Here is a 25,420-nt window from a genome sequence, read left to right as displayed (position 1 = left end):
GTCCCTTCAGTCCCGCCGGTAAGGGTCGGCCAGCGCCGGGATGACCTTGCCCGAACACGCGCCAAAGCCGATCCGGTAGCCATCCCCCCGCGCATGACCGCGCAGGGTCAGCCTGTCGCCATCCTCGATGAAGCTCCGCCGCCCGCCCGCGATCTCGAACGGCTCCTTGCCGCCCCACGAGAGCTCCAGCAGGCTGCCGCAGCTTTCCTTCGCCGGGCCGGAGATCGTGCCGGATCCCAGAAGATCACCGGTGTTCATCGCGCAGCCGCTCACCGTGTGATGGGCAAGCTGCTGGGCGGCGGAATAATACATCTCGGCATAGTTGGTGCGGCTGATGATCGTTTCCTGCCCGCCCTCGGGCGTCAGCCCGACCTCCAGTGCTATGTCGTAAAGCAGCGGGCGCGGCTCCTGCAGATAGGCCAGCAGCGGCTTTTCCCGTGCGGGCGTCGCGGTGCGGAACGGCTCGAGCGCCGCGCGCGTCACGATCCAGGGGCTGATCGTCGTGGCGGTCGCCTTCGACTGGAAGGGCCCGAGCGGCTGATATTCCCAGGCCTGGATGTCGCGCGCCGACCAGTCGTTCAGCAAGACATAGCCGAAGATCATCGCATCGGCTTCCTCGACCGTCACCGGCTGGCCATGGTCCGACGGCAGGCCGACGACCGCCCCCATCTCCAGCTCGATATCGAACCGGGCCGAGGGCGCGAACCGCGGCGCCTGATCGTCGGGCCCCTTCACCTGGCCCCAGGGGCGGCGGACGTCGGTGCCCGAGACGACCACCGAAGACGCGCGCCCGTTGTAGCCGATCGGAATATGCAGCCAGTTGGGCGGCAGCGCATTCTCCGGCCCCCGGAACATGGTGCCGACATTGAAGGCATGATGCCGGCCTGCATAGAAATCGGTATATTCGCTGACGAGGAACGGCAGGTGCAGCTCCACCTCGTTGCGGCGATGCAGATAGGGCTCCGCCACCCGCTCCGCCCCCTCCGCCAGAAGCGCCGTCACCTGCGCCCGCAAGCTGGCCCAGACCTCCGGCCCCGCCGCCATCACCTCGTTCCAGAACGGCACATCCAGAAGCGGCCCGCCGTCGAGCGCCAGATGTCCCGCCGCCTCCAGCCCGCTCACATCCAGAACGAAATCGCCGATCGCCATGCCGCAGCGCGGCTCCTCCGCCCCGGTCGAGAACACGCCGCAGGGCAGATTGTTCAGCGGAAAATCCGCATCAGGCGAATTGGCGCTTTCGACCCAGGATCGGTTCAGTCCCATTCTCTGCCCTTCATCTTGGCCCAAATACCTCGGGGGGTGCGGGGGGCAGCGCCCCCCGCCGTGCTGCGGGGCCTCACTTCACGCCCGGCGTCCCGTCGAACTTCTTCTCTAGGCTGCCCCAGCAGTCGATGTAATCTTCCTGCAGATGCCCGGCCTGCGCGGCGAACGGGGTCAGATGCTGCGGGAAGCGGGTCTCGAACATGAAGCTCATGGTCTCGTCGAGCTTTTCCGGCCCCAGATCGGCATTCGAGGCGCCCTCGAACGCATTCTTGTCGGGCCCGTGCGGCAGCATGCAATTGTGCAAGGACATGCCGCCCGGGACAAATCCCTTGGGCTTGGCGTCATAGACGCCGTAGATATTGCCCATCAGCTCGGACATCACATTCTTGTGGTACCACGGCGGCCGGAAGGTGTTTTCGGCCACCATCCAGCGTTCGCGGAAAAGGACGAAATCGATGTTCGCCGTGCCCTCGATGCCGCTCGGCGCGGTCAGCACGGTGAAGATCGACGGGTCGGGGTGATCGAAGAGGATCGCGCCGACCGGGCAGTAGGTGCGCAGGTCGTATTTCACCGGCGCGTAATTGCCGTGCCAGGCCACGACATCCAGCGGGCTGTGGCCGATCTTGGTCTCATGGAACTGGCCGCACCATTTCACCACGACGCGCGAGGGCACTTCGCGATCCTCGAAGGCCGCGACGGGGGTCTTGAAATCGCGCCGGTTGGCCATGCAGTTCGCGCCGATCGGTCCGCGACCGGGCAACTGGAACTTCTGGCCGTAATTCTCGCAGACGAAACCGCGGCAGGGACCTTCCAGCACCTCGACCCGGTAGACCAGACCGCGCGGCAGGATGGCGATTTCCTTGGGCTCCAGATCGATGATGCCCAGCTCGGTGCAGAACCTCAGCCGCCCTTCCTGCGGCACGACCAGCAATTCGCCATCGGCCGAAAAGAAATAGTCGTCCTTCATCGAGTCCGTCACCAGATAGACATGGCTCGCCATGCCGGTCTGAATGTTCACGTCGCCCGCCGTCACCATCGTGCGCATGCCGGTGATCCAGGTCAGCGGCTCGGCCGGAACCGGCAGCGGATCCCAGCGGTACTGGCCAAGCGAGATGATGTCGGGGTCGATGCAGGGCGCCGATTTCCAGAAGGGCACGGCGATCTTTTCGAACCGGTGGGTGTGCTTCACCGAGGGCCGGATACGGTAGCACCAGGTCCGTTCGTTCTGGTGTGAGGGCGCGGTGAAGGCGGTGCCCGAAAGCTGTTCGCCATAAAGGCCGTAATTGCATTTCTGCGGCGAGTTCATGCCCTGCGGCAGCGCGCCGGGCAGGGCCTCCGTCTCGAAATCATTGCCAAAGCCCGGCATGTAGCCCTCGTGCGGGCCGGGCGCGCAGGCGGCGCGGATCATTCCTTTGGGCAGCGCATGGGTGGTCATGTCATCCTCCGGATTGGCGCATCGGGCGAGGGCATGTGTCCCGCCCGAACGGGAAGAGCTTTTAGTTGCATATGCAACCAAGTCAAGATAAAGTTGCACCTGTAACTTCTTGTGAGCCCCGCATTGCCCGAAACCGTCCTTTACGACTATTGGCGCTCGTCGGCCGCATACCGCGTGCGCATCGGTCTTTCACTGCTGGGGATTCCCTATCGGCGGCTGCCCGTTGATCTGACCGCCGGAGAGCAGCGGGAGCCAGACAATCTGGCCTGCAACCCGCAAGGCCTGGTGCCGACGCTCGATATCGACGGGCGGCGGCTGACCCAGTCGCTTGCCATCCTCGAATATCTCGATGAGACGCGGCAGGCGGGCTGGTTGCCGGGCGATGCGGGTCGCCGGGCAGAGGTGCGGGCAAGCGCCCATGCGATCGCGATGGACATTCACCCGGTCTGCAACCTGCGTGTGGCAAAGCATGCCGTCAGCCTTGGCGCGACGATGGAAGGCTGGATGCGGCATTTCATCCCGCTGGGGCTGGAAGGGGTCGAGGGGCTTCTGTCGCGCGATGCGGTCGGCCGCTTCAGCCATGGCGACGCCGTCACGCTGACCGATATCTGCCTTGTGCCGCAGCTCTACAATGCCCGCCGCTGGGGGGTGGAGCTTGCCGCCTTCCCTCGTATCCTCGCGGTTTCCGACGCGCTTGATGCGCTGGCCGCCTTTCAGGCCGCCCATCCCGACCGGGCGCGGCCCGCAGCTTGAACCTTCCAGACAGTGCAGACCCGATGACCGACAGCCACTTCGACCTCGACCTTTTCCTGCCCTATCTGCTCAATCAGGCGGCAGAGGCGGTTTCGCGCGAGTTTCAGGCCATCTATCGCGAACGCCACGGCATGACGCGGACGCAATGGCGGGTCATGGCCAACCTCGGCCGGTTCGGCGCGATGACGGCGCGCGACATCTGCGCTGCCTCGCATGAGGAGAAGACGAGGGTCAGCCGCGCCGTCGCGGCGCTGGAGGTGGCGGGCTTTCTTGCGCGTCTGCCGAGCGACCGGGACGGTAGGGCGGAAATCCTGTCGCTGACCGCAAAGGGACTGGCGGTCTTTGCCGATCTCGGCCAGCAGGCCTTGTCCTACGATGCCGGTCTCAGGGCGCAACTCGGCGCGGCCGATGCCGATGCGCTTCACGATCTCTTGCTGCGGCTGCGAGCGCTGGTGCCGCCCGCAGCCGCCGAGGACTAGGCCGCGCTTCTCGGCAGTTTCCAGCCGGGGCGCGGGAAATGGCAGGTATAGCCGTTGGGGTAACGTTCCAGATAATCCTGATGCTCGGGCTCGGCTTCCCAGAACGGACCCGCCGCCTTCACTTCCGTCACCACCCGCCCCGGCCAGATGCCCGAGGCATTGACATCGGCGATCGTGCGCGCGGCCTCAGCCTGCTGCGCCTCGCTCAGGTAATAGATACCCGACCGGTAGGAAAGCCCAAGGTCATTACCCTGCCGGTTCAGTGTCGTCGGGTCGTGGATCTGGAAGAAGAATTCCAGAAGCTGGCGGTAGCTGAGTTTTGCAGGGTCAAAGACCACCTCGATCCCTTCGGCATGGGTCCCGTGGTTGCGGTAGGTGGCGTTGGCCACGTCGCCGCCGGTATAGCCGACACGGGTCGAGATCACGCCGGGTATGCGCCGGATCAGGTCCTGCATGCCCCAGAAGCAGCCGCCCGCAAGGATCGCCGTTTCGGTCGCCATGTCACTTGCCTCCCTTGATCTGGTTCGCAAACTCGCCGTAGCCCTCGGCCTCCAGCCGGTTAAGCGGGATGAACCGCAGCGACGCGGAATTGATGCAGTAACGCAGGCCCCCCCGGTCGCGCGGCCCGTCGGGGAAGACATGGCCGAGGTGGCTGTCGCCATGCTTTGACCGGACCTCGGTGCGGATCATGCCGTGGGTGCGGTCCTCCAGCTCCTCGACATGTGCGTCCACCACGGGTTTGGTGAAGGAGGGCCAGCCGCAATGGCTGTCGAACTTGTCGTCGGAGGAGAAGAGCGGCTCGCCCGAGACGACGTCGACATAAAGGCCAGCTTCCTTGTGGTCCCAGAATTCGCCGGTGAAGGCGCGCTCGGTCCCGTCGGTCTGGGTCACGCGGTACTGTTCCGGGGTCAGCCGGGAAAGCGCTTCGTCGGTCTTGGCATAGGTCTTGGTCGCGGTGGTCATCGTCACTCCCTTCGCTGCCGTCGCCGCACGCATATGGCGGTGGATGATAGCGCCGCAAGCGAATGCTTCAATGGCTCACGGAGCCTTGACATGCGGCAAGGAAAGATCGGGCAGTTCGGGGCGCAGACCCATCCCGATCAGCCGGGCGGGCAGGCGGTTGAGGTAGGGCAGGCGCGCGATGAGCCGCGCCACGAGGGGCGCCCGCAGGGTCGGCGCGCCAGAGGCAAGGGCGGGTGCAAGCACCCGGTTCTGCGCGAAGACCTGAAAGGCCTGCGTCGCCCGCGTCGGCCACAGCCGCCGCTTCTCGACCGATGCAAGATCGGCATCCGTCACGGATCCTGCGATAAGCGGGCGGGTCAGCAGATTGGCGGCGGCGACGGCATCCTGCACGGCAAGATTCACGCCCACGCCACCCACCGGTGACATCGCATGCGCCGCATCGCCGATGGCAAGGAACCCCGGCCGCCACCAGCGCTTCAACCGGTTGACCTGCACGTTCAGAAGCTTGACCTGATCCCAACCCTCAAGTTCTGCCGCACGGTCGTCGGTGAACGGCAGAAGCGAGCGAAGCTCTGCCCGGAAGGCTGAGAGACCGGCGACCCGAATCCGTTCGTCCGCGCCCTTGGCAATGACCTTTGCGCACTGCCAGTAATCGCCCCGGTTCAACATGATGAATATCCGCCCCCTGTCGAACCTTCCCTGCGTCTGGTCGGTATCGCCGGACTGGCGCGAGAGGCGGAACCACAGCACGTCGATCGGCGCGCCGAGGTCTATCACCTCCAGCCCCGCCGCCTGCCGCAACACCGACCCCCGTCCATCGGCCGCGATGGACAGCCGGGCCGGGATTTCGCCGGCACCCTCCGGCCCCAGAATCTGGACGCCGGTCACCCGGCCCTTGTTGGTCATCAACCCGGTCGCCTCGGTCCGCATCCGAAGATCGAAGCCGGGGAAGGTGGCGGCATGGGCGGCAAGGAAGTTCAGAAAGTCCCACTGCGGCATCATCGCCACGTAAGGCGCCGCGACCCTGAGATGCGAGAAATCGCCAAGGATCAGCTCCTCGCCGCCGAAATTCGCGGCGATGGTCGGCACTTTCTGGTGCGGAAGTTTCAGGAAATCGCCCAGCAGCCCCAGCCGCGCCATCACCTCCATCGTCGAGGGATGAATCGTATCACCGCGAAAGTCGCGCAGGAAATCCGCGTGCTTTTCGAGGACCGTCACCTTCAGCCCCGCCCGGGCGAGAAGATAGCCAAGCATCAGCCCCGCCGGTCCGCCCCCGGCGATGCAGCAATCCCTTAAGGTGCCTTCATTCGTCATCGTCCCCGCCATCGGCCATCGCCGCACGCATCGCGGCCAGCCCCTCGCGATAGGTCGGATAGGCGAGCTGCACGCCCAGTTCGGTCCGGATCCGGTCGTTCCGCACCTTCTTCGATTCCGCATAGAAACTGCGCGCCATCGGCGACATGGCCGCTTCCTCGTAAGGAATGCGCGGCGGCGGCGGCAGGCCCAGAAGCCGCGCGGCATGGATCAGCACTTCCTCGGGAGAGGTCGGCTCGTCATCGCAGACATTATAGACGCTGCCCGACGCGGGCGCCCGGATCGAGGCTTCCAGCACGGCGGCGATGTCTTCCACGTGAATGCGGCTCATGAACTGGTTCTCGCGGATGATCAGCCGCGCCGTGCCGTCCAGAACCTTGCGGAACGGCCCGCGCCCGGGGCCGTAGATGCCCGCCAGCCGAAAGATGTGCAGCGCAAGGCCGGTGCGGGCCGCAAGCTTCTGCCAGGCCTCCTCCGCCTCCAGCCGCGCCCGCCCGCGCGCGGTCGAAGGGGCAAGCGGCGTGTCCTCGTCGACCCAGCCGCCCGCATGGTCGCCGTAGACGCCGGTCGTCGACAGATAGCCCGCCCAGACAAGGCGTGGCGCGGCTGCCTCGACCTCTGCCCGGTGCGCGGCCAGCACCGGATCGCCCTCAGGCCCCGGGCCGATCCCGGCCAGAAGGTGGGTGGCGCGCGAGAGCGCGGGCTGAAGCGGTTCGCCCGGCCAGACCAGGGGTTCAACGCCCGAGGCGCGCAAGGCTTCGCCCTTCTCCGCACTACGGGTGGTGCCGATCACGGTCCACCCCTGCGGCAGCAAGCGTCGTGACAGGGCGGCGGCCGAATAGCCGTGGCCGAGGATGAGAAGCGTTCCGGTCATGGCGCGACTATCCCCGCCAGCGGCGCGGGATACAAGCCGCCCTTGACGGACCTCTTGCCGCATGGCGGGATAGGGGCATGAGCGACGATCCCTCCCTTGACGCGGCCTATGCACTTGAAGGTGCCGACGGCGCGCGGCGGCTCTACCGCGACTGGGCGGCAAGCTACGACGGCGGCTTTGCAGCGGGGCAGGACTATCTGCTGCCCGCCCATGTGGCACGGCACTTCGCCGCGCTTGGCGGGCAGGGACCCGTCCTTGACGTCGGCGCGGGCACCGGGCTCTGCGCGGAAGGGCTGGCGCGCGCCGGGATCGGCCCGATCGACGGGATCGACCTGTCGCCCGAGATGCTGGCCATCGCCGCAACGAAGGGTCTGTACGCGCGGCTTCTCGAGGCGGACGTGACTCGACCGATGGCCCTGCCAGAGGCGCATTACCGGGGCATCGTCAGTTCCGGCACCTTCACCCTCGGCCATGTCGGGCCGGAGGCCATTGCCGGGCTTCTGGCCCATGCGGCGCCAGAGGCGCTGGTGGTGATCTCGGTCAATGTGAAACATTGGGAGAGCGCCGGTTTCGCCGCCGCACTGGCCGCACTTTCGGGTCGCATTACCCTGCCCGACCGGCAGGGGGTGATGATCTACGGTCCCGCCGCCGACCCGGCCCACCGCGAGGACCGCGCCTGGCTTGTCAGCTTCCGCACACTCGCCTGAGGCGACAGGCCGATTTCCGCGCCGCAGGTGCGGCTCTCGTACTATCGTATTGAACGGGCCCTGCCGCGCGGCTATCAGGACGGATGATCCCAGACCCGATGATGGACATGGCCCGGCTCTATCACGTTCCCCTCTCGCCCTTCTGCCGCAAGGTGCGCCTGACGCTCGCCGAGAAGAAGATCGAGGTCGAGCTGGTCGAGGAACGCTATTGGGAGCAGGGCCAGGACTTCCTGCGCCGCAACCCGGCGGGCAAGGTGCCGGTCCTGAAGATCGACAACCGCACCCTTTCCGAAAGCCAGGCAATCTGCGAGCTGCTGGAGGAATCCGTGCCCGAGCCGCGCCTGATGCCGCGCGACATCGACGGGCGCTATGAGGTGCGCCGCCTCTGCGCCTGGTTCGACGACAAGTTCCACGAGGAAGTCACCTCGAAGCTGCTTTACGAGCGGATCAACAAGAAGATCATGGGCCAGGGCTATCCGGATTCGAAGAACGTCAAGACCGGGGCGAGCCGGATCAAATACCATCTCGATTACATGAGCTGGCTTCTGGATCAACGCCGCTGGCTGGCGGGCGATCAGATGACCTTGGCCGACCTGACCGCCGCCGCGCATCTTTCCGCGCTCGACTATATTTCCGACGTCGACTGGAACCGCAGCCAGAACGTGCGCGACTGGTACGCCAAGATCAAATCGCGCCCCTCGTTCCGCTCGATCCTCGCCGACCAGATCCCGGGCTTCCCGCCGCCATCGCATTACGCCGATCTGGATTTCTGAGAAAAGGCCGGGGGGCTGTCTGCCCCCCGGACCCCCCGAGGATATTTGGAAACGAAAGAGCAGGGGCATTAACCCTTCCTTCACCATGGCGCGCGAGCCTTGAGCCATGCGCCCGACTCGTTCCGCCTTCGAGGAAGCTCCCCTGCCGCTCTTCGGCGACGATGAGGCGCCGGGGCTTGCGCTTCCCGAAGGCAGGCTGCCCTCCTATATCCGCGATCACCGCCAAAGGCTGCGCGAAAGGTTCATGGCGGGCGGCGCGACAGCGATGCCGGACTATGAGCTTCTGGAACTGGTCCTCTTCCGGGCGATCCCCCGGCAGGATGTCAAGCCGCTCGCCCGGCGGCTCCTGGACATGTTCGACACATTCGAAAGCGTCCTTTCAGCACCAGTCGCGCGGCTGGAGGAGGTCTCGGGCGTTGGCGCCGCCGTCATTCAGGAGTTGAAGATCGTCGAGGCCGCCGCCCATCGCCTGACCCGCACACGGGTGATGAACCGGCCGGTCCTGTCGTCGTGGGAGGCGCTTCTGGATTATTGCCGGGCGGCGATGGGGCACCGGCAGACCGAACAGTTCCGCATCCTCTACCTCGACCGCAAGAACATCCTCATCGCCGACGAGGAGCAGGCGAAGGGTACCGTCGATCATGTGCCGGTCTATCCGCGCGAGGTGGTCAAGCGGGCGCTGGAACTGAATGCCTCGGCGCTGATCCTCGTCCACAACCACCCGTCGGGCGATCCGAGCCCGTCGGAGGCCGATATTCTCGTGACCAATCAGGTGCGCGACGCGGCCGAGGTTCTGGGCCTTGTGGTCCACGACCATCTGATCATCGGACGCAGCAACGTGCTGAGCTTTCGCAGCGAGGGCTATCTCTGAACCGGCGGCGCAGCGCGCGCCGCCGGTTGCCGGGTGCGATCAGACGACGAACTGCCCGCCGTTCGCACTGATGGTCGAGCCGGTGATGAAGCCCGCCTCGTCGGAGGCAAGGAAGCAGACGATGCGCGCGATCTCCTCGGGCTCGCCCAGCCGGCCGACCGGGATCAGGGGGATGATCCGCTCGTTCAGCACCTTCTCGTCGATCGCCTTGACCATTTCTGTCGCGATATAGCCGGGGCAGATCGCATTGACTGTGATCCCGGCCCGCGCGCCTTCCTGCGCCAGCGCCTTCGTGAACCCGAGGTCACCCGCCTTGGCGGCGGAATAGTTGGCCTGGCCCGCCTGCCCCTTCTGGCCGTTGATCGACGAGATCGAGATCACGCGCCCGAACTTGCGGTCGCGCATGCCGGACCACAGCGGATGGGTCATGTTGAAGAGGCCCGAGAGGTTCGTGTCGATGACCTCTTTCCACTGCTGCGGCGTCATCTTGTGAAACATCGCGTCGCGGGTAATGCCCGCGTTGTTGACCAGCACGTCGACCGGTCCAAGGTCGGCCTCGACCTTGGCGATCCCGGCCGCGCAGGCATCGTAGTCGGCGACGGACCATTTGTAGGTCGGGATACCGGTTTCCTTGGTGAAGGCCGCCGCCGCCTCGTCATTGCCGGCGTAGTTCGCCGCGACCTTGTAGCCCGCCGCCTTCAGCGCCACCGAAATTGCCGCGCCAATGCCGCGCGACCCGCCCGTGACCAATGCTACCCGTGCCATGATTCTCTCCCGTAATGAGTGCTGTTTGAAACAGCGTTAGCCAAATGCAAAACCGGGCGCAACAATGTTGCGCCCGGTTTTTTGCTTATGCAGCAAAATTGCGCCGCAATGCCGCGATCAGGCGCGTTCCAGGCACATGGCCACGCCCATGCCGCCACCGATGCACAGCGTGGCGAGGCCCTTCTTGGCACCTGAACGTTTCATTTCGAAGACAAGGGTGTTGAGGATGCGCGCTCCGCTGGCGCCGATCGGATGGCCGATGGCGATGGCGCCGCCGTTCACGTTCACGCGCGCCGGATCCCAGCCCATGTCCTTGTTGACCGCACAGGCCTGCGCCGCGAACGCCTCGTTCGCCTCGATCCGGTCCAGATCGGCCGCCTTCCAGCCCGCCTTTTCCAGCGCCTTGCGGCTGGCATGGATCGGGCCGACGCCCATGATCGCCGGATCGAGACCGGCGGTCGCATAGGAGGCGATCCGGGCCAGCGGCGTCAGACCGCGCCGCGCCGCCTCTTCCTCGCTCATCACCAGAACCGCCGCCGCACCGTCGTTGATGCCGCTCGCATTGCCCGCGGTGACGGAACCGTCCTTGGCGAAGGCCGGGCGCAGCTTGGTCATTGCATCGATCGTGGCACCGTGGCGGATATATTCGTCCTGATCGACAACCGTATCGCCCTTGCGGGTCTTCACGGTGAAAGCCACGATTTCATCGGCGAACTTGCCCGCCTTCTGCGCCGCTTCGGCCTTGTTCTGGCTGGCCAGCGCGAATTCGTCCTGCATCTCGCGGCTGATCTGCCATTTCTGCGCGACATTCTCGGCGGTCGTGCCCATGTGGTAGCCGTTGAACGCGTCCCACAGGCCGTCCTTGATCATGCAGTCGATGAAGTTCAGATCGCCCATCTTCTGGCCCGCGCGCAGATGGGCGACATGGGGCGACAGCGACATCGATTCCTGACCGCCCGCCGCGACGATCGCCGCATCGCCCAGCTGCACATGCTGGGCCGCCAGCGCCACGGCGCGCAGACCCGATCCGCAGACCTGGTTGATGCCCCAGGCCGCGCTTTCCTGCGCGAGGCCCGCCTTGATATGGGCCTGACGCGCCGGGTTCTGGCCCTGACCGGCGGTCAGCACCTGACCGAGGATCGTCTCGCTCACCTCGGCCTTGTCGATGCCCGCGCGGGCCACCACCGCCTCCAGCACCGCCGCGCCCAGATCATGTGCCGGCGTATTGGCGAAAGAACCGTTGAAGCTGCCGACCGCTGTGCGTGCGGCCGAGACGATTACGACATTGGTCATGCTCTATCCTTTGCTCTGCGATATGGGCGGCCGACACCCCGGCGCATCCCCCTTGCCGCCCTGCAGCATGACCAATGCCGCCGGTGCGTCAAGTATTTCGCAGTCGCAAAATGACCGATTGCGACCTCAGGCGCTTTTCTTCTGTTTCTCCGCCTTCCAGGGCGGGGTCACCGACGGCGCGCCGAAGTAATAGCCCTGCAGGCAAGGCATGCCCATTGCCGCCAGGCAGTCGGCATCGCGCGCGCTTTCGACCGATTCCGCCACGGCGAACATGTCGAACTCCCGCGCCACGGCCAGGAGCGCGCGCGCCATGCACTGATTGTCGGCATTGTCGGCGATCCCGCGAATGAACTGGCCGTCGATCTTGATGAAATCGAAGAGCAACTGCTTGAGATATTTGAAACTCGTCATGCCCGCGCCGAAATCGTCGAGAGCGAAGGAGATGCCCTGTTTCTGCAGCTCCTTCATGAAGACGGCGACGATGTCGGGCATCACCATCACCGATTCCTCGGAAATCTCCAAGATCAGCCGTTCCGCCGCCGTCGGGCAGGCCTTCAGGCCGCGCCTCAGCGTCCGCGTCCAGCCGGGGTAGGCGATCGAGCGGGCCGACATGTTGATCGCCATCCGGAGGTCGGGCGCGCGGGCAAGTGCCTGCAGGCCCATTTCCAGCGACAGGCAATCGATGATCCGGCCGATCTCGCTCGTCTCGACCGATCCCATGAAATCGCGGGCGGGGATGATTCGCCTTGTTTCGTCCAGAAGCCGGATGAAGCCTTCGTAGAAGGCCGGCCGGTCGGGGCGCGCGATGCTGATCACCGGCTGGAAGGCCAGCATCACATCCTTGCGCTCAAGCGCCTTGCGGACCATGGCCATGACTTCGCGGTCGCGGCTGGTCACGGCGGCGTCGAGGGGGCTGGCGTCGGCCGGTTCGACCGGCGCGCGGCGCGTTTCTACCGGCTGGTTCATGGCACCTCCGTTCGGCTGGCGACAGGATCGGTGCGCAGGGCTAAGAACCGGTAAAGAAACCCCGCCCGCGCGAAGAAAAGCCGCCGCCCCGCCCGGCGCTTGCATTCAGGGCTGCCAAAGCCTATCCACGATGGAGATGACGAACCGGCCGGCGCCGTCGGGTCATCGCGGCCCCGTAGCTCAGGGGATAGAGCGACCGCCTCCTAAGCGGTAGGTCACAGGTTCGAATCCTGTCGGGGCCGCCAGTCCGGCGCTACGGGGGCGGAGATGCGCAAGATCCAGGTTCAGGCGGTTCACCATATCACGCTTCTCGGTGCCGACCGGCAAACATCGATCGGTTTCTGGGAAGGCGTGCTGGGCATGCCCTTCGTCTTCGACCAACCGAACCTCGACAATCCGGGCGAGGGGCATCTCTACTTCGATCCGGGCGACGGGCGTCTGATCACCGTCTTCACCAACGAAGACAGGGTGGCGGACCCGACGCCGCGCAAGCCGCATGTCGGCGGGCTGCACCATATCGCCTTCGCCGTGTCGAAGGCCACCTTCTCGCAGGCGGTGGCACGCCTGGACGAGCGCGGGATTTCCCATTCCGGCGTGAAGGACCGCGGTTTCATGGATTCGATCTATTTCCGCGATCCGATGGGATTGCTGGTCGAGCTTGCCGCCTACCGGTTCGAGCCGCCCTTCGGCTTTTCCCATGCCGACGTGCTGCATCAGGCACATCTGATCCGGGTCGAACGGGACGATCATGCGATTGCGGAAGTGCACCTCGCCGACGCGATCGAGGTGCTGATCGCCCGGCGGCAAGGGTCGCTGTCGCAGGATCGGGGGCCGAAAGATCCCTATGGCGACTGACGCCTCGCCCGTGGCACGGGGCCGGATCAACGCGCTCGATCTCGTCCGCAGCGCGGCGCTCGTTGCCATGGCGATCTATCATTTCGGTTACGACCTTGCCGCTTTCGGCAGGCTCGGGCCAGAGGTGATGGTGACCGGCTTCTGGGCCATCTATGCCCGGGCCGTGGCCGGAACCTTCCTGTTCCTCGTCGGGATCGGCCTCTGGCTCGCGCATGGGCGGGGGATCCGCTGGGCGGCGTTCCTCAAGCGCCTCGCCCAGATCGCGGCAGGGGCGGCGCTGGTGAGTTTCGGGACGTGGAAACTGTTCGGCGCCGGAAGTTTCGTTTTCTTCGGCATCCTGCATTCGATTGCGCTCTCGAGCGTGATCGGACTTGCCTTCCTGCGCCTGCCGGTCGTGGTGACCCTTGCGGCGGCCATCGCCGCTTTCCTTGCGCCCCGCTACCTGCAGACCGGCCAGTTCGACGCGCCGTGGCTCATCTGGTCGGGGCTCACGACCTTTCCCGTTCATGCGGTCGACTATGTGCCGACCTTTCCGTGGCTCGCCCCGGTCCTTGCCGGGCTCGCGACCGCAAAGCTTATGAGCCATCTGAATCTGTGGTCGCGGTTCTACTCCTCGGTTCCGCCCGCTGGCGGTTTCTACTGGCTCACCCTGCCGGGCAGGCACTCGCTTCTGGTCTATCTGATCCATCAGCCAATCCTGTTTGGCGCCGTCTCTCTCGCGGTGCGCTTCGGATTGATCTGAGACCTGCGGGGAGACGTGGCCTCCCCGCAGGTCTTCAGGATTTCCAAAGCAGGATGTGCCCGTCTAGGCGAAATCCACCGGCCGGTCGCCGGTCGCATCCTTGATGCGCGTCGGCAGGCCCATCCGGTTCAGGAGCGTGATGAAGGGTCTGGGGTCGAGGTCCTCGACATTCGCCATGTGGCCGACGTCCCAGGTGCCGTTCGCGATCAGGATCGCGGCGGCGACGGGGGGAACGCCTGCGGTGTAGGAAATGCCCTGGGAACCGGTTTCCTCATAGGCTTCCTTGTGGTCGGCCACATTGTAGATGAAAACCTCGGCCGGTTTGCCGTCCTTCGTACCCTTCACGATGTCGCCGATGCAGGTCTTGCCCACATAATCGGGCGCGAGCGAGGCCGGGTCGGGCAGGACGGCCTTCACCACTTTCAGCGGGATCACCTCCAGCCCCTCGGCGGTCCTTACCGGCTTTTCAGAGAGAAGGCCGAGGTTCTTCAGGACGGTGAAGACATTGATGTAATGATCGCCGAACCCCATCCAGAAGCGCACGTCGGCCTGCGGGAAGCGTGCGGACAGCGAATGAACCTCGTCATGGCCGGTCAGGTAGGCCTTCTGCGGGCCGACGACGGGCAGGTCGAAGGTCTCACCCACTTCGAACATCTTGTTCGACTGCCACGCGCCACCCTGCCAGCTGTAGACCGTGCCGGTGAATTCGCGGAAGTTGATCTCGGGGTCGAAGTTCGTGGAGAACCAGCGCCCGTGCGATCCGGCGTTGATATCGACGATGTCGATACTGTCGACTCTGTCGAGGTAGTCATCCGCCGCCAGCCGGGCATAGGCGTTGACGACGCCCGGGTCGAAGCCCACGCCGAGGATCGCCGTGACCCCGGCCTTCTCGCAGGCCTCGCGACGCTTCCATTCGTAATTGCCGTACCAGGGCGGCGTTTCGCAGATTTTCGCCGGGTCCTCGTGGATCGCCGTGTCCATATAGGCGACACCCGTGTCGATGCAGGCCTGCAGCACGGTCATGTTGACGAAGGAACTCCCGACGTTGATCACGATCCGGGCGCCGGTCCGGCGGATCAGCGCCGCCACCGCGCCCGTATCCATCGCATCGACGGCATGGGCCTCGAACGTGCCCGGCACCTTCATCGCGCTTTTGGCGTGGACGCTTGCGATGATCGCCTCGCATTTGGCCCTGGTGCGGCTCGCGATATGCAGGTCGCCCAGAAGATCGTTGTTCTGCGCGCATTTGTGCGCCACGACCTGCGCGACGCCACCGGCGCCAATAATCAGTACATTCCGTTTCACTTCGGCTGTCTCCTTATCGTGGGGCACAGGGGAAGGGGAGAGGTTTCCCTCTCATGACAGGCTGGAGGCGTAGTCCTCGTAGCCGAATTGGCGGACGAGCCGTTCGGACCCGTCCAGTTCGCGGATGACAATGGATGGCATGCCCACGCCGTTGAACCAGTTCTTCTTGACCATCGTGTAACCGGCCGCGTCCGCGACCGAGATCCGGTCACCCACGTTCAGCGGCCGTTCGAACCGCGCCTCACCGAAAATGTCCCCGGCCAGACAGGACTTGCCGCAGATCTGATAGGCGTGGTCGCCCGCCTGCGGCAGCTTCGCCTCTTGCCGGTAGATCAGGAGGTCGAGCATATGCGCCTCGATCGAACTGTCCACGACAGCCAGGTCCTTGCCGTTGTTGAGAAGGTCGAGGACCGTCACCTCCAGCGAGGTCGAATTGGTGATCGCCGCTTCGCCGGGTTCCAGATAGACCTGCACGCCGAACCGCTCGCTGAAACGCTTCAGCCGCGCGGCAAGGGCATCAACGGGATAGAACTCGCCGGTAAAGTGGATGCCGCCGCCGAGGCTGACCCATTTGACGCGGGACAGGAGCGCGCCGAATTCTTCCTCGATCCGCGTCAGCTGCCGGTCGAAAAGGTCGAAATCGGCATTCTCGCAATTGTAATGGATCATGAAGCCGGAAATCCGGTCGATCACGCGGGCGATCCTGCCCGCGTCCCATTCGCCGAGACGAGAGAAGGGCCGCGCCGGGTCGGCGAGGTCGAAGCCCGAGGTCGAGAAGCGCGGGTTGAGCCTGAGCCCCCGCGCGATCCCGGCGGAATGATTGTCGAACCGCTCAAGCTGGCCGATCGAGTTGAAGATGATCTTGTCGGCATAGCCCACCGCCTCGGCGATCTCGTGATCGGCCCAGGCGACCGAATAGGCGTGGGTTTCCTTGCCGAATCTCTCCCGCCCCAGCCGCAACTCGAACAAGGACGACGAGGTCGTGCCGTCCATGTGGTCGCGCATCAGGTCGAATACCGACCAGGTGGCGAAACATTTCAGCGCCAGAAGCGCCTTCGCTCCCGAGCCCGCGCGCAGCCGGTCGATGATTTCCATGTTGCGAAGAAGTTTCGCCTTGTCGATCAGATAGAAGGGCGTCTGGATCATCTTTCCCCCCACCGGCAGCGGAAGCGCCCCTATAGGGCGGGGGGGCGGGTGACGCAAGTGCAGCGCCCGCGAAGCAGGCGCTCGTCGAGCATTTCATGCACTCCTCGCAGGGGGGCCCGACGAGAAACGAAGTGCCCGAGGAGGCCGCGTCAGATCATCCGTATCGCATCCTTGTTGACGGCAAGCGTATAGCCGCGCCGCGCGATGTTCTTGACCAGAAGTTCCGATACCATCTGGTTGCCCAGCGCATCCCTCAGCCGCTTGATCCGCATGGCGCCCGCCGCCTCGTCGCAATCGGCCTCGCGCTTGCCCGAGATCACCGATTCGATCTGCGCCCCGGTCAGGATATCGTCATCAAGCCGCGCCTCGGCGAGGACCGAGAGCGTCTCGATCGCCGCCTCGGTCAGCTTGAATTCCATATCGTTCAGGACCACCGCATTCTCGCCCCGGCTGATCAGAAGCGAGGCGACCTGAATACCCTGTTTCTGGATCGTCTCCATCCGCCGGTTCAGGGCGAGGATCATGACGAGGAACACCAAAGCCGCGATCAGCATCGCGGTCGAAAAGACCAGAAGCACGAAGATGATCATCCGGTAGCTGGTCAGCACTTCGGAAAAGGCGGTGCCGGACTGGGCGAGTATTTCCAGAAGCCTGATCTGGTCGCCGGTCGTCAGCGCGTCGTTCTGGACGAAAATCTGTTCAACGCGCGTGTTGAAGGCATTGGCGTCGGGCAGCGAAGCGAAAAGCAGGATCGCCGCCACCAGCAGGATCACGACAATGGCCGCGATGCCCCATACCAGCACGCGGTTGCCGGACCGGAGCACATCCTTTGCAATCGTCACGGATTCGTTCAAGCCGTCTTCCCCACCTGTCTTCCCCGAGCCGCAGGCAGCGTTGCCCTTAACCGGGGAGAATGGCGGTAATGGCCAGAAGCGTCCAGCCCTGCTGTGCCAGGATCGGCGCCAGCGCGGCGGCGGCGGCCTCCTTCGACCCGCAGGCGGCGTCTGGCAGGGTCGTCTGACCGGCCTGAAGCTTCAGCGGATTATCCTGCTTGGCCTTGTATTTCACCGTGCAGTCGGCAAGCGCCGCACCGCCGGTCAGGGCCAGCAGCGGAAGCGCTAAAAGAAGGGCGCGCACGGTTTGCATCAGGGCTTTCATGGTCGGAAACCTGCCTCTTCGCCCCTTGCTATGCAATAGCAAAGCCGTCCCACCCTGTCGGCCCTGCCGGTTATCCGATAGCCGGGCGGCGTTATTGCCTTCACTGGCCAGCCCGGCACACGTTTCTGGCAACGGCGCCGACCAAGGGCGCCCGGTCGATGCCCCGGTCGATGCGACGCCGATGGGCGACGCGCAACGAGACGAAAGGAAACGCCGATGAAACGCCAGATGATCAGCCTCGCCGCCGCCGCCGCCGTCGCGCTTTCCGGCATGGCCGCGCCGGCCCGGGCCGAGGACAAGGATGTGCTGAAGCTCCTCCTCGGCGCGGCCGCCGTCGGCCTTCTGATCAACGAGATCAACAAGAACAAGAAGACCGCGCCGGTCGCGCGCAGCCCCTATCCAGAAGGCGATCCCTGGCAGAAACCGGACAGCTGGAAACGGAAGAAGGCCCATTACATTCCGTCCGAATGCGTGATGGACGTGACTATCGGTGGTCGCCTGCGCGAGGTCGTCTCGGCGCGCTGCCTCAAGGAATTCGGACTGGCCCGGAAGGTGCCCGCCGAATGCAGCTTCGATATCCGCACCAGCGTCGGCACCCGTACCGTCTACGGACCGCAGTGCCTGCGCGAGAACGGCTATCGCATCGAACAGGCCCGTTACTGACGAGTAATTATCGAGTGCGCCTTCGGGCTTTTACCGCGTGAAATTCCAAACAGGGGCGATATCGAGCAGAGACCCCGGAACATCCCCTGTCATTCGGGGTCCTGAAAGGCGGGTGTTGCCTCACCCGCCTTTCTTCTTGCCTTCACCCGTGCAAGCGGCGAAGGGAAGGCATGGCAGAGCGTCCCGATCTTTCCTTCGAAAAAGCCGCGATGGTGCGCGGTTTCACTCTCGTTGCTGGCGTCGACGAAGCCGGGCGCGGGCCCCTCTGCGGTCCGGTGGTCGCGGCGGCGGTGATCCTTGATCCTGCCCGTCTGCCGCAAGGACTGAACGATTCCAAGAAACTGAGCGAGCGGCGGCGCGAGGCCCTCTATGCCGCGATCCGCGCCGAGGCGGAGGTTGGCGTCGGCCTCGCCTCGGTCGAGGAGATCGACACACTGAACATCCTGCGCGCCAGTCATCTGGCGATGGTCCGCGCGATAGAAGCGCTGCCGCGCGCGCCCGACCACTGCCTGATCGACGGCAACCTGCTGCCGCGCGGCCTGGCGCTGTCGGCCGATGCGATCGTGAGGGGCGATGCCCGGTCCATGTCGGTCGCGGCGGCCTCGATCGTGGCCAAGGTGACGCGCGACCGGATCATGGTGGATTTGGCGCAACAGCACCCCGGCTACGGCTGGGCGAAGAACGCCGGTTACCCGACCAAGGACCATCTGGCAGCGCTTCGAAATCTTGGTGTGACCCCACACCATAGGCGTTCGTTCAAGCCCGTCCACAATATCTTGTATCAAGCAGAAATCATAAGTGCTTGATTCAAAAAAGAAATTGACGGCGAATCAGTCCTGACTCATCTTGGACTCAACAACCGGCGTCAGACCGGAACGAGGCAGAGATGACAGTGACGACACAGAAAAAGCCGGCGGCCCTGCCGCTGAACCAGATCATTGCGGGTGATTGCATCGAGGTGATGCGCAGTCTTCCCGAAGGCTCGGTCGACCTGATCTTCGCCGATCCGCCCTATAATCTGCAGCTCAGGGGCGATCTGCACCGGCCCGACAATTCCAAGGTCGACGCGGTTGACGACCATTGGGACCAGTTCGACAGTTTCAGGGCCTATGACCAGTTCACCAAGGACTGGCTGGCCGCCGCCCGGCGCCTTCTGAAACCGAACGGCGCGATCTGGGTGATCGGTTCCTACCACAATGTCTTCCGCCTTGGCGCCGAACTGCAGAACCAGGGCTTCTGGATCCTGAACGACGTTGTCTGGCGCAAGTCGAACCCGATGCCGAACTTCCGCGGCAAGCGCTTCACCAACGCCCATGAGACGCTGATCTGGGCCTCGAAGTCAGAGGCGGGCAAATACACCTTCAACTACGAGGCGCTGAAAGCCCTGAACGAAGGCGTGCAGATGCGGTCTGACTGGGTGATCCCGCTCTGCACCGGCAATGAACGCATCAAGGACGAGGCGGGCGACAAGGCCCATCCGACGCAAAAGCCCGAGGCGCTTCTGCACCGCGTCATCCTCGGCACCACGAACCCCGGCGATGTGGTCCTCGACCCGTTCTTCGGCACCGGTACCACCGGCGCGGTCGCAAAGATGCTTGGCCGCGAATTCATCGGCATCGAACGCGAGGCCGCCTACCGCGAGGCGGCTGAGAAGCGCATCGCCAAGATCCGCAAGTTCGACAAGGAAGCGCTGGAAATCACCGGATCGAAGCGCGCCGAACCGCGCGTGCCCTTCGGTCAGGTGGTGGAACGCGGCATGCTGAGGCCGGGGGAGGAGCTTTTCTCGATCGGCAACCGCTTCAAGGTCAAGGTCAGGGCCGATGGCACGCTTGTCGGCAATGATGTGAAGGGCTCGATCCATCAGGTCGGCGCGCATCTGGAAGGGGCGCCCTCCTGCAACGGCTGGACCTACTGGCATTTCAAGCGCGACGGTAAGATGGTGCCGATCGATCTTCTGCGTCAGCAGATCCGGGCAGAGATGGAGGCCGACCAGACCGGCCGCCCGCACTGAATATCAAACTGATTTCAAAGTTACCGCCGGTGCCTGTGGCCTGAACCACGGCACATACCTTGCCCCGCCGTAGCGATACGGCGGGGTCTTTATCGCCTGCCGCCGTGGCTACGCGCAGCTGACCTCGAAGACCGTGCTGCCCGGCGTGTTGTTGACCCGGTAGCAGCGCTGGGTGCCGTTCTCATCGACGCAGGTCGTCCATGAGGTTCCGTCGCCCTGATCCATCCAGGTGCTGCAGCTTTGTTCGGCGACGGCCTGCCCGGCGCCCAGCAGCGCGGCCAGCGTGAGGCAGGCGAGTTTTCGCGATCGCGACATGGTTCTCCCCCTTCCGGTTGCAAGGACCAGACGGGGCCATTCTACGCCCCTGCCGCGGCGGGACAACGGCGGGAATCCCTACCCCTCGCGCCTCAGCTCGCGCCCTTCGGCAGCGGCAGGCGGCCCTTGTTGTAATCCGCCCAGTCGGTGATCTCGGGGTAGAACTGCCGCCGCCAGGCGCGGACCTTCGGGTTCATCACCCGCCGCCACAGCGGTGGGATGAGCGCCAGTGTCGTCATCGCCGGATAGCCGTAGGGCAGTTGAGGCGCCTCATCCTCGCCGTAGGTCTGCAACAGCGGGAAGCGGCGGTCAGGCTTGTAATGATGGTCCGAATGGCGCTGCAGGTTGATCAGGAACCAGTTCGTCGCCTTGTGTGCCGCGTTCCAGCTGTGATGGGGCTTCACATGTTCGTACCTGCCCTCGCCCAGATGTTTCCGCGACAGGCCATAATGTTCGATGTAATCGACCAGCTCCAGCTGCCAGATCGCCACATAGGCCTGGAAGATGAAGAGGATAAGCCCCAGCCAGCCGCCGACCGCGCAGGCGGCGAGAAGCGCCAGCGCGGACAGCGCCGCATAGCGCCAGAACGGGTTCGACCGGTGGAACGGCCCCCGCCCCGCCCGCGCCAGCATCTGTTTCTCGGCCCGCCAGGCCGAACCGGGCCCCTCGCGCAGCACACGCAGGAAGAAGCGGTGGAAGTTCTCGTTATAGCGGGCCGAAACCGCATCGCGCGGGGTGCCGACATAGCGGTGATGCACCAGAAGATGCTCGGTCCGGTAATAGCTGTAAAGGACAGTCGCCAGCAGCAGGTCGCCCAGCCAGCGTTCGGCCGCGTTCTTCTGGTGCATCAGCTCATGCGCATAGACGATGCCGACCGCGCCGGTGACGATGCCTATGCCGAAGAACAGGCCGACCTTCTCCCACAGCGCCAGCGCATCGGTCTGGGTGGCCCACCAGAGCGCGCCGTAGATCACCGCGGCCTGTATCGGGAACCAAAGAAGCGTGATGAGCCGGTACCAGAAGAGCTTCTTCTCAGGCGTCTCAGTGTCGGGGTTGTCTTCGTTCAGCCCAAGCGCGATGTCGAAGAGCGGCAGCAAGACCCAGCCATAGACCGGCAGCGCCAGAAGCGCCCAGCCGCCGTGGCTGGCGGCAAGCCAGACACAGGGCAAGAGCCCAAGCGACAGCCAGAAGGGCAGCGCGGCAAGCGGGTGGGAAATGTCCTTCGGTTTCGACATGCGACCTCTTCGCCCCCAGTCTACCGCCGCCGCCCCTTGCGCTCAATCGGCGCGGAAGGAGGGGACGCGGCGTCATGTACCTTCAGCATCACGGTCGGCAAGGCGGCCGGGTCGAACTCGGCAGAGGGCAGGAAAAACCCCCGGTCGGGATTGGCGCCCTGCGGGACGGTCGCGGTCATCACCGAAAGTGTCAGGTGAAAATGCGTGAAGGTGTGGCGCACCATGCCTTGGGTCTGCCAGTCGGCGGCAACCGGCGGCGCGGGCGTGGGATCGCCCGACCAGTCGCTCGTCGGCCAGCCGAGCATGCCGCCCAGAAGGCCCTTCTCCGCCCGGCGCTCCAGCAGCACGGCACCGTCCGCACGGCGAACGACATAGGCAAAACCCCGGCGCTCGGGCTTTGCCGGCTTCGGCATGCGCCGGGGCAGGTCTGCGGCGATACCCGCCTGCCGGCCAAGGCACGCGCCCGTCAGCGGGCAGATCGCACAGGCCGGATTGCGCGGGGTGCAGATCGTCGCGCCAAGATCCATCATCGCCTGCGCATGATCGCCCGCGCGCGCATCCGGCGTCAGCCGGGCGGCCAGAGCCTGAAGCTCCGGCTTCGCGACCGGCAACGGTGTTTCGACCGCGAAGAGCCGCGAAACCACGCGTTCGACATTGCCGTCGACCACGGTCGCGGGCCGGTCGAAGGCGATGGCGGCGACGGCGGCGGCGGTGTAGGGGCCGATGCCGGGCAGGGCCAAAAGCGTCTCTAATTCAGCCGGAAACTGCCCCTGATGACGCTCCACCACCGAGCGGGCGCATTTCAGCAGGTTGCGGGCGCGGGCGTAATAGCCAAGCCCGGCCCATTCGGCCATCACCTCTTCGTCGCGCGCTGCGGCAAGGTCGGCCACGGTCGGCCAGCGCGCGGTGAAGCGGTTGAAATAACCGGTGACGGCGGCGACCGTCGTCTGTTGCAGCATCACCTCCGACAGCCAGACCCGGTAGGGATCGGGCCGCGCGCCCCGCGCCCGCGCCGCCGGGCCGGTGCGCCAGGGCATGGTCCGCGCCGACCGGTCGTACCAGGCAAGCAGCGCGCCACCCACCCCCGCCGCGTCGACCCTGTCTTTCGCCATACCCAAATCCCCCGCGCGCCCCTATGATGGGGTGAACCGCCCCAGACGTGATCCGAATGAGCGCCGCTTCGCAACCCCCCGGAAAGGATCCCGCGCCCCGGCGCGACCGCCGCCTGCGCGGGTTCGAACCGGCGGCGGGCCTTTTGCGCGATCCGATCCGCAAGGCGGGCGAGACGCGCGGCTTTGCCCTGTCGCGGCTTCTGACCCAATGGGCAGAGATCGTGGGCGAAGAGATCGCCGCCATCGCCCAGCCCGCGCGCATCGGCTATGGCCGCGAGGGGATGGGCGGTACGCTGACCCTTCTGGTCTCCGGCGCCGCCGCGCCCGTCGTGCAGATGCAGCTTCCGCGCATTCAGGAAAGGGTGAACGGCTGTTATGGCTACAACGCCATTGCCCGCATCAGCCTGACCCAGACGGCGGCAACGGGTTTTGCCGAGGGCCAGACGCCATTCCGGCCGAAACCCGCCGATGCCGCCCCCGATCCGGCGATCCACGCCACTGCCGAAGCACTTTCGCGTGATGTTGGCGACGAAACCCTCAGGGCCGCGCTTGAAGCCTTGGGCGAAAAAGTCTTATCTCGGCCCCGATCAAGGAAAGGCTGACCGATGATGAAAAAGCTCCTCGTGCCAGTGGCTACCGCGCTTGCCGCTGTCGGCGGCGCCTGGTGGTATGCAGGCTCCACCACGGCTGAACTCGCCACGCTGATCCCGCCCGCCTCGGCGCAGGAAAGTGCGACCACCAGTTCTGCCGTCGCACTCGTGCCCGACATGATCCTCGGCGACCAGAATGCGCCGGTGACGGTGGTGGAATATGCCTCCTTCACCTGCCCGCATTGCGCGAACTTCCACGATACGGTCTATGACGAGTTCAAGAAGAACTACATCGACACCGGCAAGGTGAAGTTCGTCTACCGCGAGGTCTATTTCGACAAGTACGGCCTCTGGGCCGCGATGGTGGCGCGCTGCGGGGGGCCCGAGAAATATTTCGGCATCTCCGACATGCTCTATGACGGGCAGCGCGACTGGCTCGCCTCCGGCGCCGATCAGGGGATTGCCGACGAACTCAGGAAGATCGGCCTCAAGGCCGGGATGACCGCCGATCAGGTCAACGCCTGCCTGAACGATAACGACAAGGCCAAGGCGATGGTCACCGCCTACCAGACCAATGCGACGAACGACAATGTGAAGGGCACGCCCACCTTCCTGATCAACGGCGAGCTACATTCGGGCGAAATGTCCTACGCCGATTTCGCCGCTCTTCTCGACGCGGCGCTCGCCAATTGACGCCTCTCGCCGGGCTGAAGGTCGTCGAACTGGCGCGGATCCTGGCCGGCCCCTGGGCGGGCCAGATCCTCGCCGACCTTGGCGCCGACGTGATCAAGGTCGAGGCGCCGGAGGGCGACGATACCCGCCGCTGGGGCCCGCCCTTCATCGAGCGCGACGGCGATCGCTCGGCCGCCTATTTCCACGCCTGCAATCGCGGCAAGCGGTCCGTCATCGCCGATTTCCGCACCGAGGAGGGCCAGGCCTTCGTGCGCGATCTGGTGCGCGATGCCGATGTGCTGATCGAGAATTTCAAGGTCGGAGGGCTGAAGAAATACGGGCTGGATTACGAGAGCCTGAGGGCCGTCAATCCCCGCCTGATTTATTGCTCGATCACCGGCTTCGGCCAGACCGGGCCCTATGCCCATCGCGCGGGCTATGATTACATCATTCAGGGCATGGGCGGGCTGATGTCGGTGACCGGTGATCCCGACGGCCAGCCGCAGAAGGTGGGCGTCGCGGTATCCGACATCTTCACCGGCGTCTATGCCGCGACCGGCATTCTTGCAGCGCTGCATCAGCGCGACCGGACCGGCGAGGGCCAGCAGGTCGACATGGCGCTGCTCGACGTGACGACCGCGATCATGGCCAATCAGGCGATGAATTACCTCGCGACCGGCACCGCGCCGGTCAGGCTCGGCAATGCCCATCCCAATATCGTGCCCTATGCGGTCTTCGATTGCGCCGACGGCTGGCTGATCCTCGCGCCCGGCAATGACGCGCAATTCGGCAGGCTCTGCGCGATCCTCGGGCTGGAAGGCGTGGCGGGGGATGCGAAATACCGCACCAACGCCGACCGGATCGCCAACCGTGTCGAACTGACGGCCCTTCTGAACGGTGCCACGAAAACCCGCACCAAGGCCGACCTCCTCGCTGCCTGCGAGCGTGACGGCGTGCCCGCAGGCCAGATCAACGACCTGTCCGAGGTCTTCGCCGACCCCCAGATCGTCGCCCGCGGCATGAAGCGGGACGTGGGCGGTATCCCCACCGTCCGCTCGCCCTTCACCTTCTCCGCCGCCGACCTGGCGCTTGACCGGCCCTCGCCGAAGCTTGGCGAGCATGATGCGGAAGTAAGGGCGCACCGGCGCGGCTGAGGCAAA

At 65.2% G+C, this 25,420-nt stretch carries 29 protein-coding genes and 1 tRNA gene; 14 read left to right on the top strand and 16 right to left on the bottom strand.

What is annotated here, in order from left to right; all coding sequences use genetic code 11:
- Positions 1-6: 6 nt before the first annotated feature.
- Entirely contained in the window at positions 7-1,263 is a 1,257-nt protein-coding gene (gene fahA, locus P0645_RS13685) for a fumarylacetoacetase (RefSeq protein WP_284165149.1), read from the bottom strand.
- A 73-nt stretch (positions 1,264-1,336) separates the two neighbouring features.
- A complete protein-coding gene (gene hmgA / locus P0645_RS13680) occupies positions 1,337-2,698 on the bottom strand; it encodes a homogentisate 1,2-dioxygenase (protein WP_284165148.1) in 1,362 nt (453 codons plus the stop codon).
- A 123-nt stretch (positions 2,699-2,821) separates the two neighbouring features.
- Between hmgA and maiA the strand changes: the two genes are divergently transcribed.
- Complete coding sequence (maiA, locus tag P0645_RS13675) at positions 2,822-3,451, top strand: maleylacetoacetate isomerase (RefSeq protein ID WP_284165147.1); 630 nt, start codon at positions 2,822-2,824, stop codon at positions 3,449-3,451.
- A gap of 23 nt (positions 3,452-3,474) precedes the next feature.
- The gene (locus P0645_RS13670; RefSeq protein ID WP_284165146.1) at positions 3,475-3,930 is read left to right on the top strand and encodes a MarR family winged helix-turn-helix transcriptional regulator; all 456 of its coding nucleotides are present in this window, start codon (positions 3,475-3,477) and stop codon (positions 3,928-3,930) included.
- On the opposite strand, the gene msrA is transcribed toward P0645_RS13670, so the two are convergent.
- From msrA to P0645_RS13650, 4 genes are all read right to left on the bottom strand, one after another.
- On the bottom strand, positions 3,927-4,430 hold the full coding sequence (gene msrA / locus P0645_RS13665; protein WP_284165145.1) for a peptide-methionine (S)-S-oxide reductase MsrA: 504 nt from the start codon (positions 4,428-4,430) through the stop codon (positions 3,927-3,929). The genes P0645_RS13670 and msrA overlap by 4 nt on opposite strands.
- A 1-nt stretch (position 4,431) precedes the next feature.
- Positions 4,432-4,893 carry a peptide-methionine (R)-S-oxide reductase MsrB gene (msrB, locus tag P0645_RS13660; protein WP_284165144.1) on the bottom strand — a complete coding sequence of 154 codons (462 nt, stop codon included), beginning with the start codon at positions 4,891-4,893 and terminating at the stop codon, positions 4,432-4,434.
- A 75-nt stretch (positions 4,894-4,968) separates the two neighbouring features.
- Entirely contained in the window at positions 4,969-6,207 is a 1,239-nt protein-coding gene (locus P0645_RS13655) for an FAD-dependent oxidoreductase (RefSeq protein WP_284165143.1), read from the bottom strand.
- Positions 6,197-7,081, bottom strand: coding sequence for an SDR family oxidoreductase (locus tag P0645_RS13650; protein WP_284165142.1), 885 nt, complete (start codon positions 7,079-7,081; stop codon positions 6,197-6,199). The genes P0645_RS13655 and P0645_RS13650 overlap by 11 nt, the downstream gene beginning before the upstream one ends.
- Before the next feature lie 77 nt (positions 7,082-7,158).
- Here P0645_RS13650 and P0645_RS13645 point away from each other — a divergent pair, with 77 nt between their 5' ends.
- The 3 genes from P0645_RS13645 (at position 7,159) to radC (ending at position 9,432) form a co-directional block, all read left to right on the top strand.
- The gene (locus P0645_RS13645; protein ID WP_284165141.1) at positions 7,159-7,788 is read left to right on the top strand and encodes a class I SAM-dependent DNA methyltransferase; all 630 of its coding nucleotides are present in this window, start codon (positions 7,159-7,161) and stop codon (positions 7,786-7,788) included.
- Positions 7,789-7,895: 107 nt separating this feature from the next.
- A complete protein-coding gene (fzlA, locus tag P0645_RS13640; RefSeq protein WP_267633417.1) occupies positions 7,896-8,561 on the top strand; it encodes an FtsZ-binding protein FzlA in 666 nt (221 codons plus the stop codon).
- Between the two features lie 106 nt (positions 8,562-8,667).
- Positions 8,668-9,432, top strand: a complete 765-nt coding sequence (gene radC / locus P0645_RS13635; protein WP_284165140.1) for a RadC family protein — start codon at positions 8,668-8,670, stop codon at positions 9,430-9,432.
- A 39-nt stretch (positions 9,433-9,471) separates the two neighbouring features.
- Here the strand turns inward: radC and P0645_RS13630 are convergent, their stop codons facing one another.
- The 3 genes from P0645_RS13630 to P0645_RS13620 form a co-directional block, all read right to left on the bottom strand.
- A complete protein-coding gene (locus P0645_RS13630) occupies positions 9,472-10,197 on the bottom strand; it encodes a beta-ketoacyl-ACP reductase (RefSeq protein ID WP_284165139.1) in 726 nt (241 codons plus the stop codon).
- A 117-nt stretch (positions 10,198-10,314) separates the two neighbouring features.
- On the bottom strand, positions 10,315-11,490 hold the full coding sequence (locus P0645_RS13625; RefSeq protein ID WP_284165138.1) for an acetyl-CoA C-acetyltransferase: 1,176 nt from the start codon (positions 11,488-11,490) through the stop codon (positions 10,315-10,317).
- Positions 11,491-11,616: 126 nt separating this feature from the next.
- Positions 11,617-12,456 (bottom strand): EAL domain-containing protein, encoded by an 840-nt coding sequence (locus P0645_RS13620; RefSeq protein WP_284165137.1) that lies wholly within the window; start codon positions 12,454-12,456, stop codon positions 11,617-11,619.
- A 169-nt stretch (positions 12,457-12,625) separates the two neighbouring features.
- Here P0645_RS13620 and P0645_RS13615 point away from each other — a divergent pair.
- From P0645_RS13615 to P0645_RS13605, 3 genes are all read left to right on the top strand, one after another.
- Positions 12,626-12,701 (top strand) — tRNA-Arg (locus P0645_RS13615).
- 22 nt (positions 12,702-12,723) lie between these two features.
- Positions 12,724-13,311 carry a VOC family protein gene (locus P0645_RS13610; protein WP_284165136.1) on the top strand — a complete coding sequence of 196 codons (588 nt, stop codon included), beginning with the start codon at positions 12,724-12,726 and terminating at the stop codon, positions 13,309-13,311.
- Positions 13,301-14,053, top strand: a complete 753-nt coding sequence (locus P0645_RS13605; protein ID WP_284165135.1) for a heparan-alpha-glucosaminide N-acetyltransferase — start codon at positions 13,301-13,303, stop codon at positions 14,051-14,053. Before P0645_RS13610 ends, P0645_RS13605 begins: the two co-directional genes overlap by 11 nt.
- A gap of 63 nt (positions 14,054-14,116) precedes the next feature.
- On the opposite strand, the gene P0645_RS13600 is transcribed toward P0645_RS13605, so the two are convergent.
- The 4 genes from P0645_RS13600 to P0645_RS13585 all read right to left on the bottom strand — a co-directional run bounded on the left by P0645_RS13600 (position 14,117) and on the right by P0645_RS13585 (position 17,650).
- On the bottom strand, positions 14,117-15,358 hold the full coding sequence (locus tag P0645_RS13600; protein ID WP_284165134.1) for a saccharopine dehydrogenase family protein: 1,242 nt from the start codon (positions 15,356-15,358) through the stop codon (positions 14,117-14,119).
- A gap of 51 nt (positions 15,359-15,409) precedes the next feature.
- Positions 15,410-16,504 (bottom strand): carboxynorspermidine decarboxylase, encoded by a 1,095-nt coding sequence (locus P0645_RS13595; protein ID WP_284165133.1) that lies wholly within the window; start codon positions 16,502-16,504, stop codon positions 15,410-15,412.
- Between the two features lie 149 nt (positions 16,505-16,653).
- Complete coding sequence (locus tag P0645_RS13590) at positions 16,654-17,358, bottom strand: winged helix-turn-helix domain-containing protein (RefSeq protein WP_284165132.1); 705 nt, start codon at positions 17,356-17,358, stop codon at positions 16,654-16,656.
- Positions 17,359-17,404: 46 nt separating this feature from the next.
- Positions 17,405-17,650: a hypothetical protein gene (locus P0645_RS13585; protein ID WP_284165131.1), complete on the bottom strand. Its 246-nt coding sequence runs from the start codon at positions 17,648-17,650 to the stop codon at positions 17,405-17,407.
- 228 nt (positions 17,651-17,878) lie between these two features.
- Here P0645_RS13585 and P0645_RS13580 point away from each other — a divergent pair, with 228 nt between their 5' ends.
- From P0645_RS13580 to P0645_RS13570, 3 genes are all read left to right on the top strand, one after another.
- On the top strand, positions 17,879-18,325 hold the full coding sequence (locus tag P0645_RS13580; protein WP_284165130.1) for a hypothetical protein: 447 nt from the start codon (positions 17,879-17,881) through the stop codon (positions 18,323-18,325).
- Between the two features lie 170 nt (positions 18,326-18,495).
- On the top strand, positions 18,496-19,131 hold the full coding sequence (gene rnhB / locus P0645_RS13575) for a ribonuclease HII (RefSeq protein ID WP_284165129.1): 636 nt from the start codon (positions 18,496-18,498) through the stop codon (positions 19,129-19,131).
- A gap of 80 nt (positions 19,132-19,211) precedes the next feature.
- Entirely contained in the window at positions 19,212-20,336 is a 1,125-nt protein-coding gene (locus P0645_RS13570) for a site-specific DNA-methyltransferase (protein WP_284165128.1), read from the top strand.
- Between the two features lie 108 nt (positions 20,337-20,444).
- On the opposite strand, the gene P0645_RS13565 is transcribed toward P0645_RS13570, so the two are convergent.
- The 3 genes from P0645_RS13565 to mutY all read right to left on the bottom strand — a co-directional run bounded on the left by P0645_RS13565 (position 20,445) and on the right by mutY (position 22,998).
- Positions 20,445-20,651 carry a hypothetical protein gene (locus P0645_RS13565; RefSeq protein WP_284165127.1) on the bottom strand — a complete coding sequence of 69 codons (207 nt, stop codon included), beginning with the start codon at positions 20,649-20,651 and terminating at the stop codon, positions 20,445-20,447.
- Between the two features lie 92 nt (positions 20,652-20,743).
- On the bottom strand, positions 20,744-21,886 hold the full coding sequence (locus tag P0645_RS13560; RefSeq protein ID WP_284165126.1) for an alkane 1-monooxygenase: 1,143 nt from the start codon (positions 21,884-21,886) through the stop codon (positions 20,744-20,746).
- A gap of 20 nt (positions 21,887-21,906) precedes the next feature.
- Positions 21,907-22,998 carry an A/G-specific adenine glycosylase gene (gene mutY, locus P0645_RS13555; RefSeq protein ID WP_284165125.1) on the bottom strand — a complete coding sequence of 364 codons (1,092 nt, stop codon included), beginning with the start codon at positions 22,996-22,998 and terminating at the stop codon, positions 21,907-21,909.
- Positions 22,999-23,054: 56 nt separating this feature from the next.
- On the opposite strand from mutY, the gene P0645_RS13550 reads away from it, so the two are divergent.
- The 3 genes from P0645_RS13550 to P0645_RS13540 are packed head-to-tail and all read left to right on the top strand — an operon-like array spanning position 23,055 to position 25,414.
- Positions 23,055-23,600: a DUF721 domain-containing protein gene (locus P0645_RS13550; protein ID WP_284165124.1), complete on the top strand. Its 546-nt coding sequence runs from the start codon at positions 23,055-23,057 to the stop codon at positions 23,598-23,600.
- Positions 23,601-23,603: 3 nt separating this feature from the next.
- Positions 23,604-24,281: a DsbA family protein gene (locus P0645_RS13545; protein ID WP_349775084.1), complete on the top strand. Its 678-nt coding sequence runs from the start codon at positions 23,604-23,606 to the stop codon at positions 24,279-24,281.
- Entirely contained in the window at positions 24,278-25,414 is a 1,137-nt protein-coding gene (locus tag P0645_RS13540; RefSeq protein ID WP_284165123.1) for a CaiB/BaiF CoA transferase family protein, read from the top strand. Before P0645_RS13545 ends, P0645_RS13540 begins: the two co-directional genes overlap by 4 nt.
- Positions 25,415-25,420: the final 6 nt, after the last annotated feature.

Source organism: Frigidibacter sp. SD6-1, assembly GCF_030143255.1.
Taxonomy (GTDB): Bacteria; Pseudomonadota; Alphaproteobacteria; order Rhodobacterales; family Rhodobacteraceae; genus TMP-24.
The sequence above is the reverse complement of the archived record's forward strand: the minus strand, read 5'-3'. Positions and strand labels throughout refer to the sequence as shown.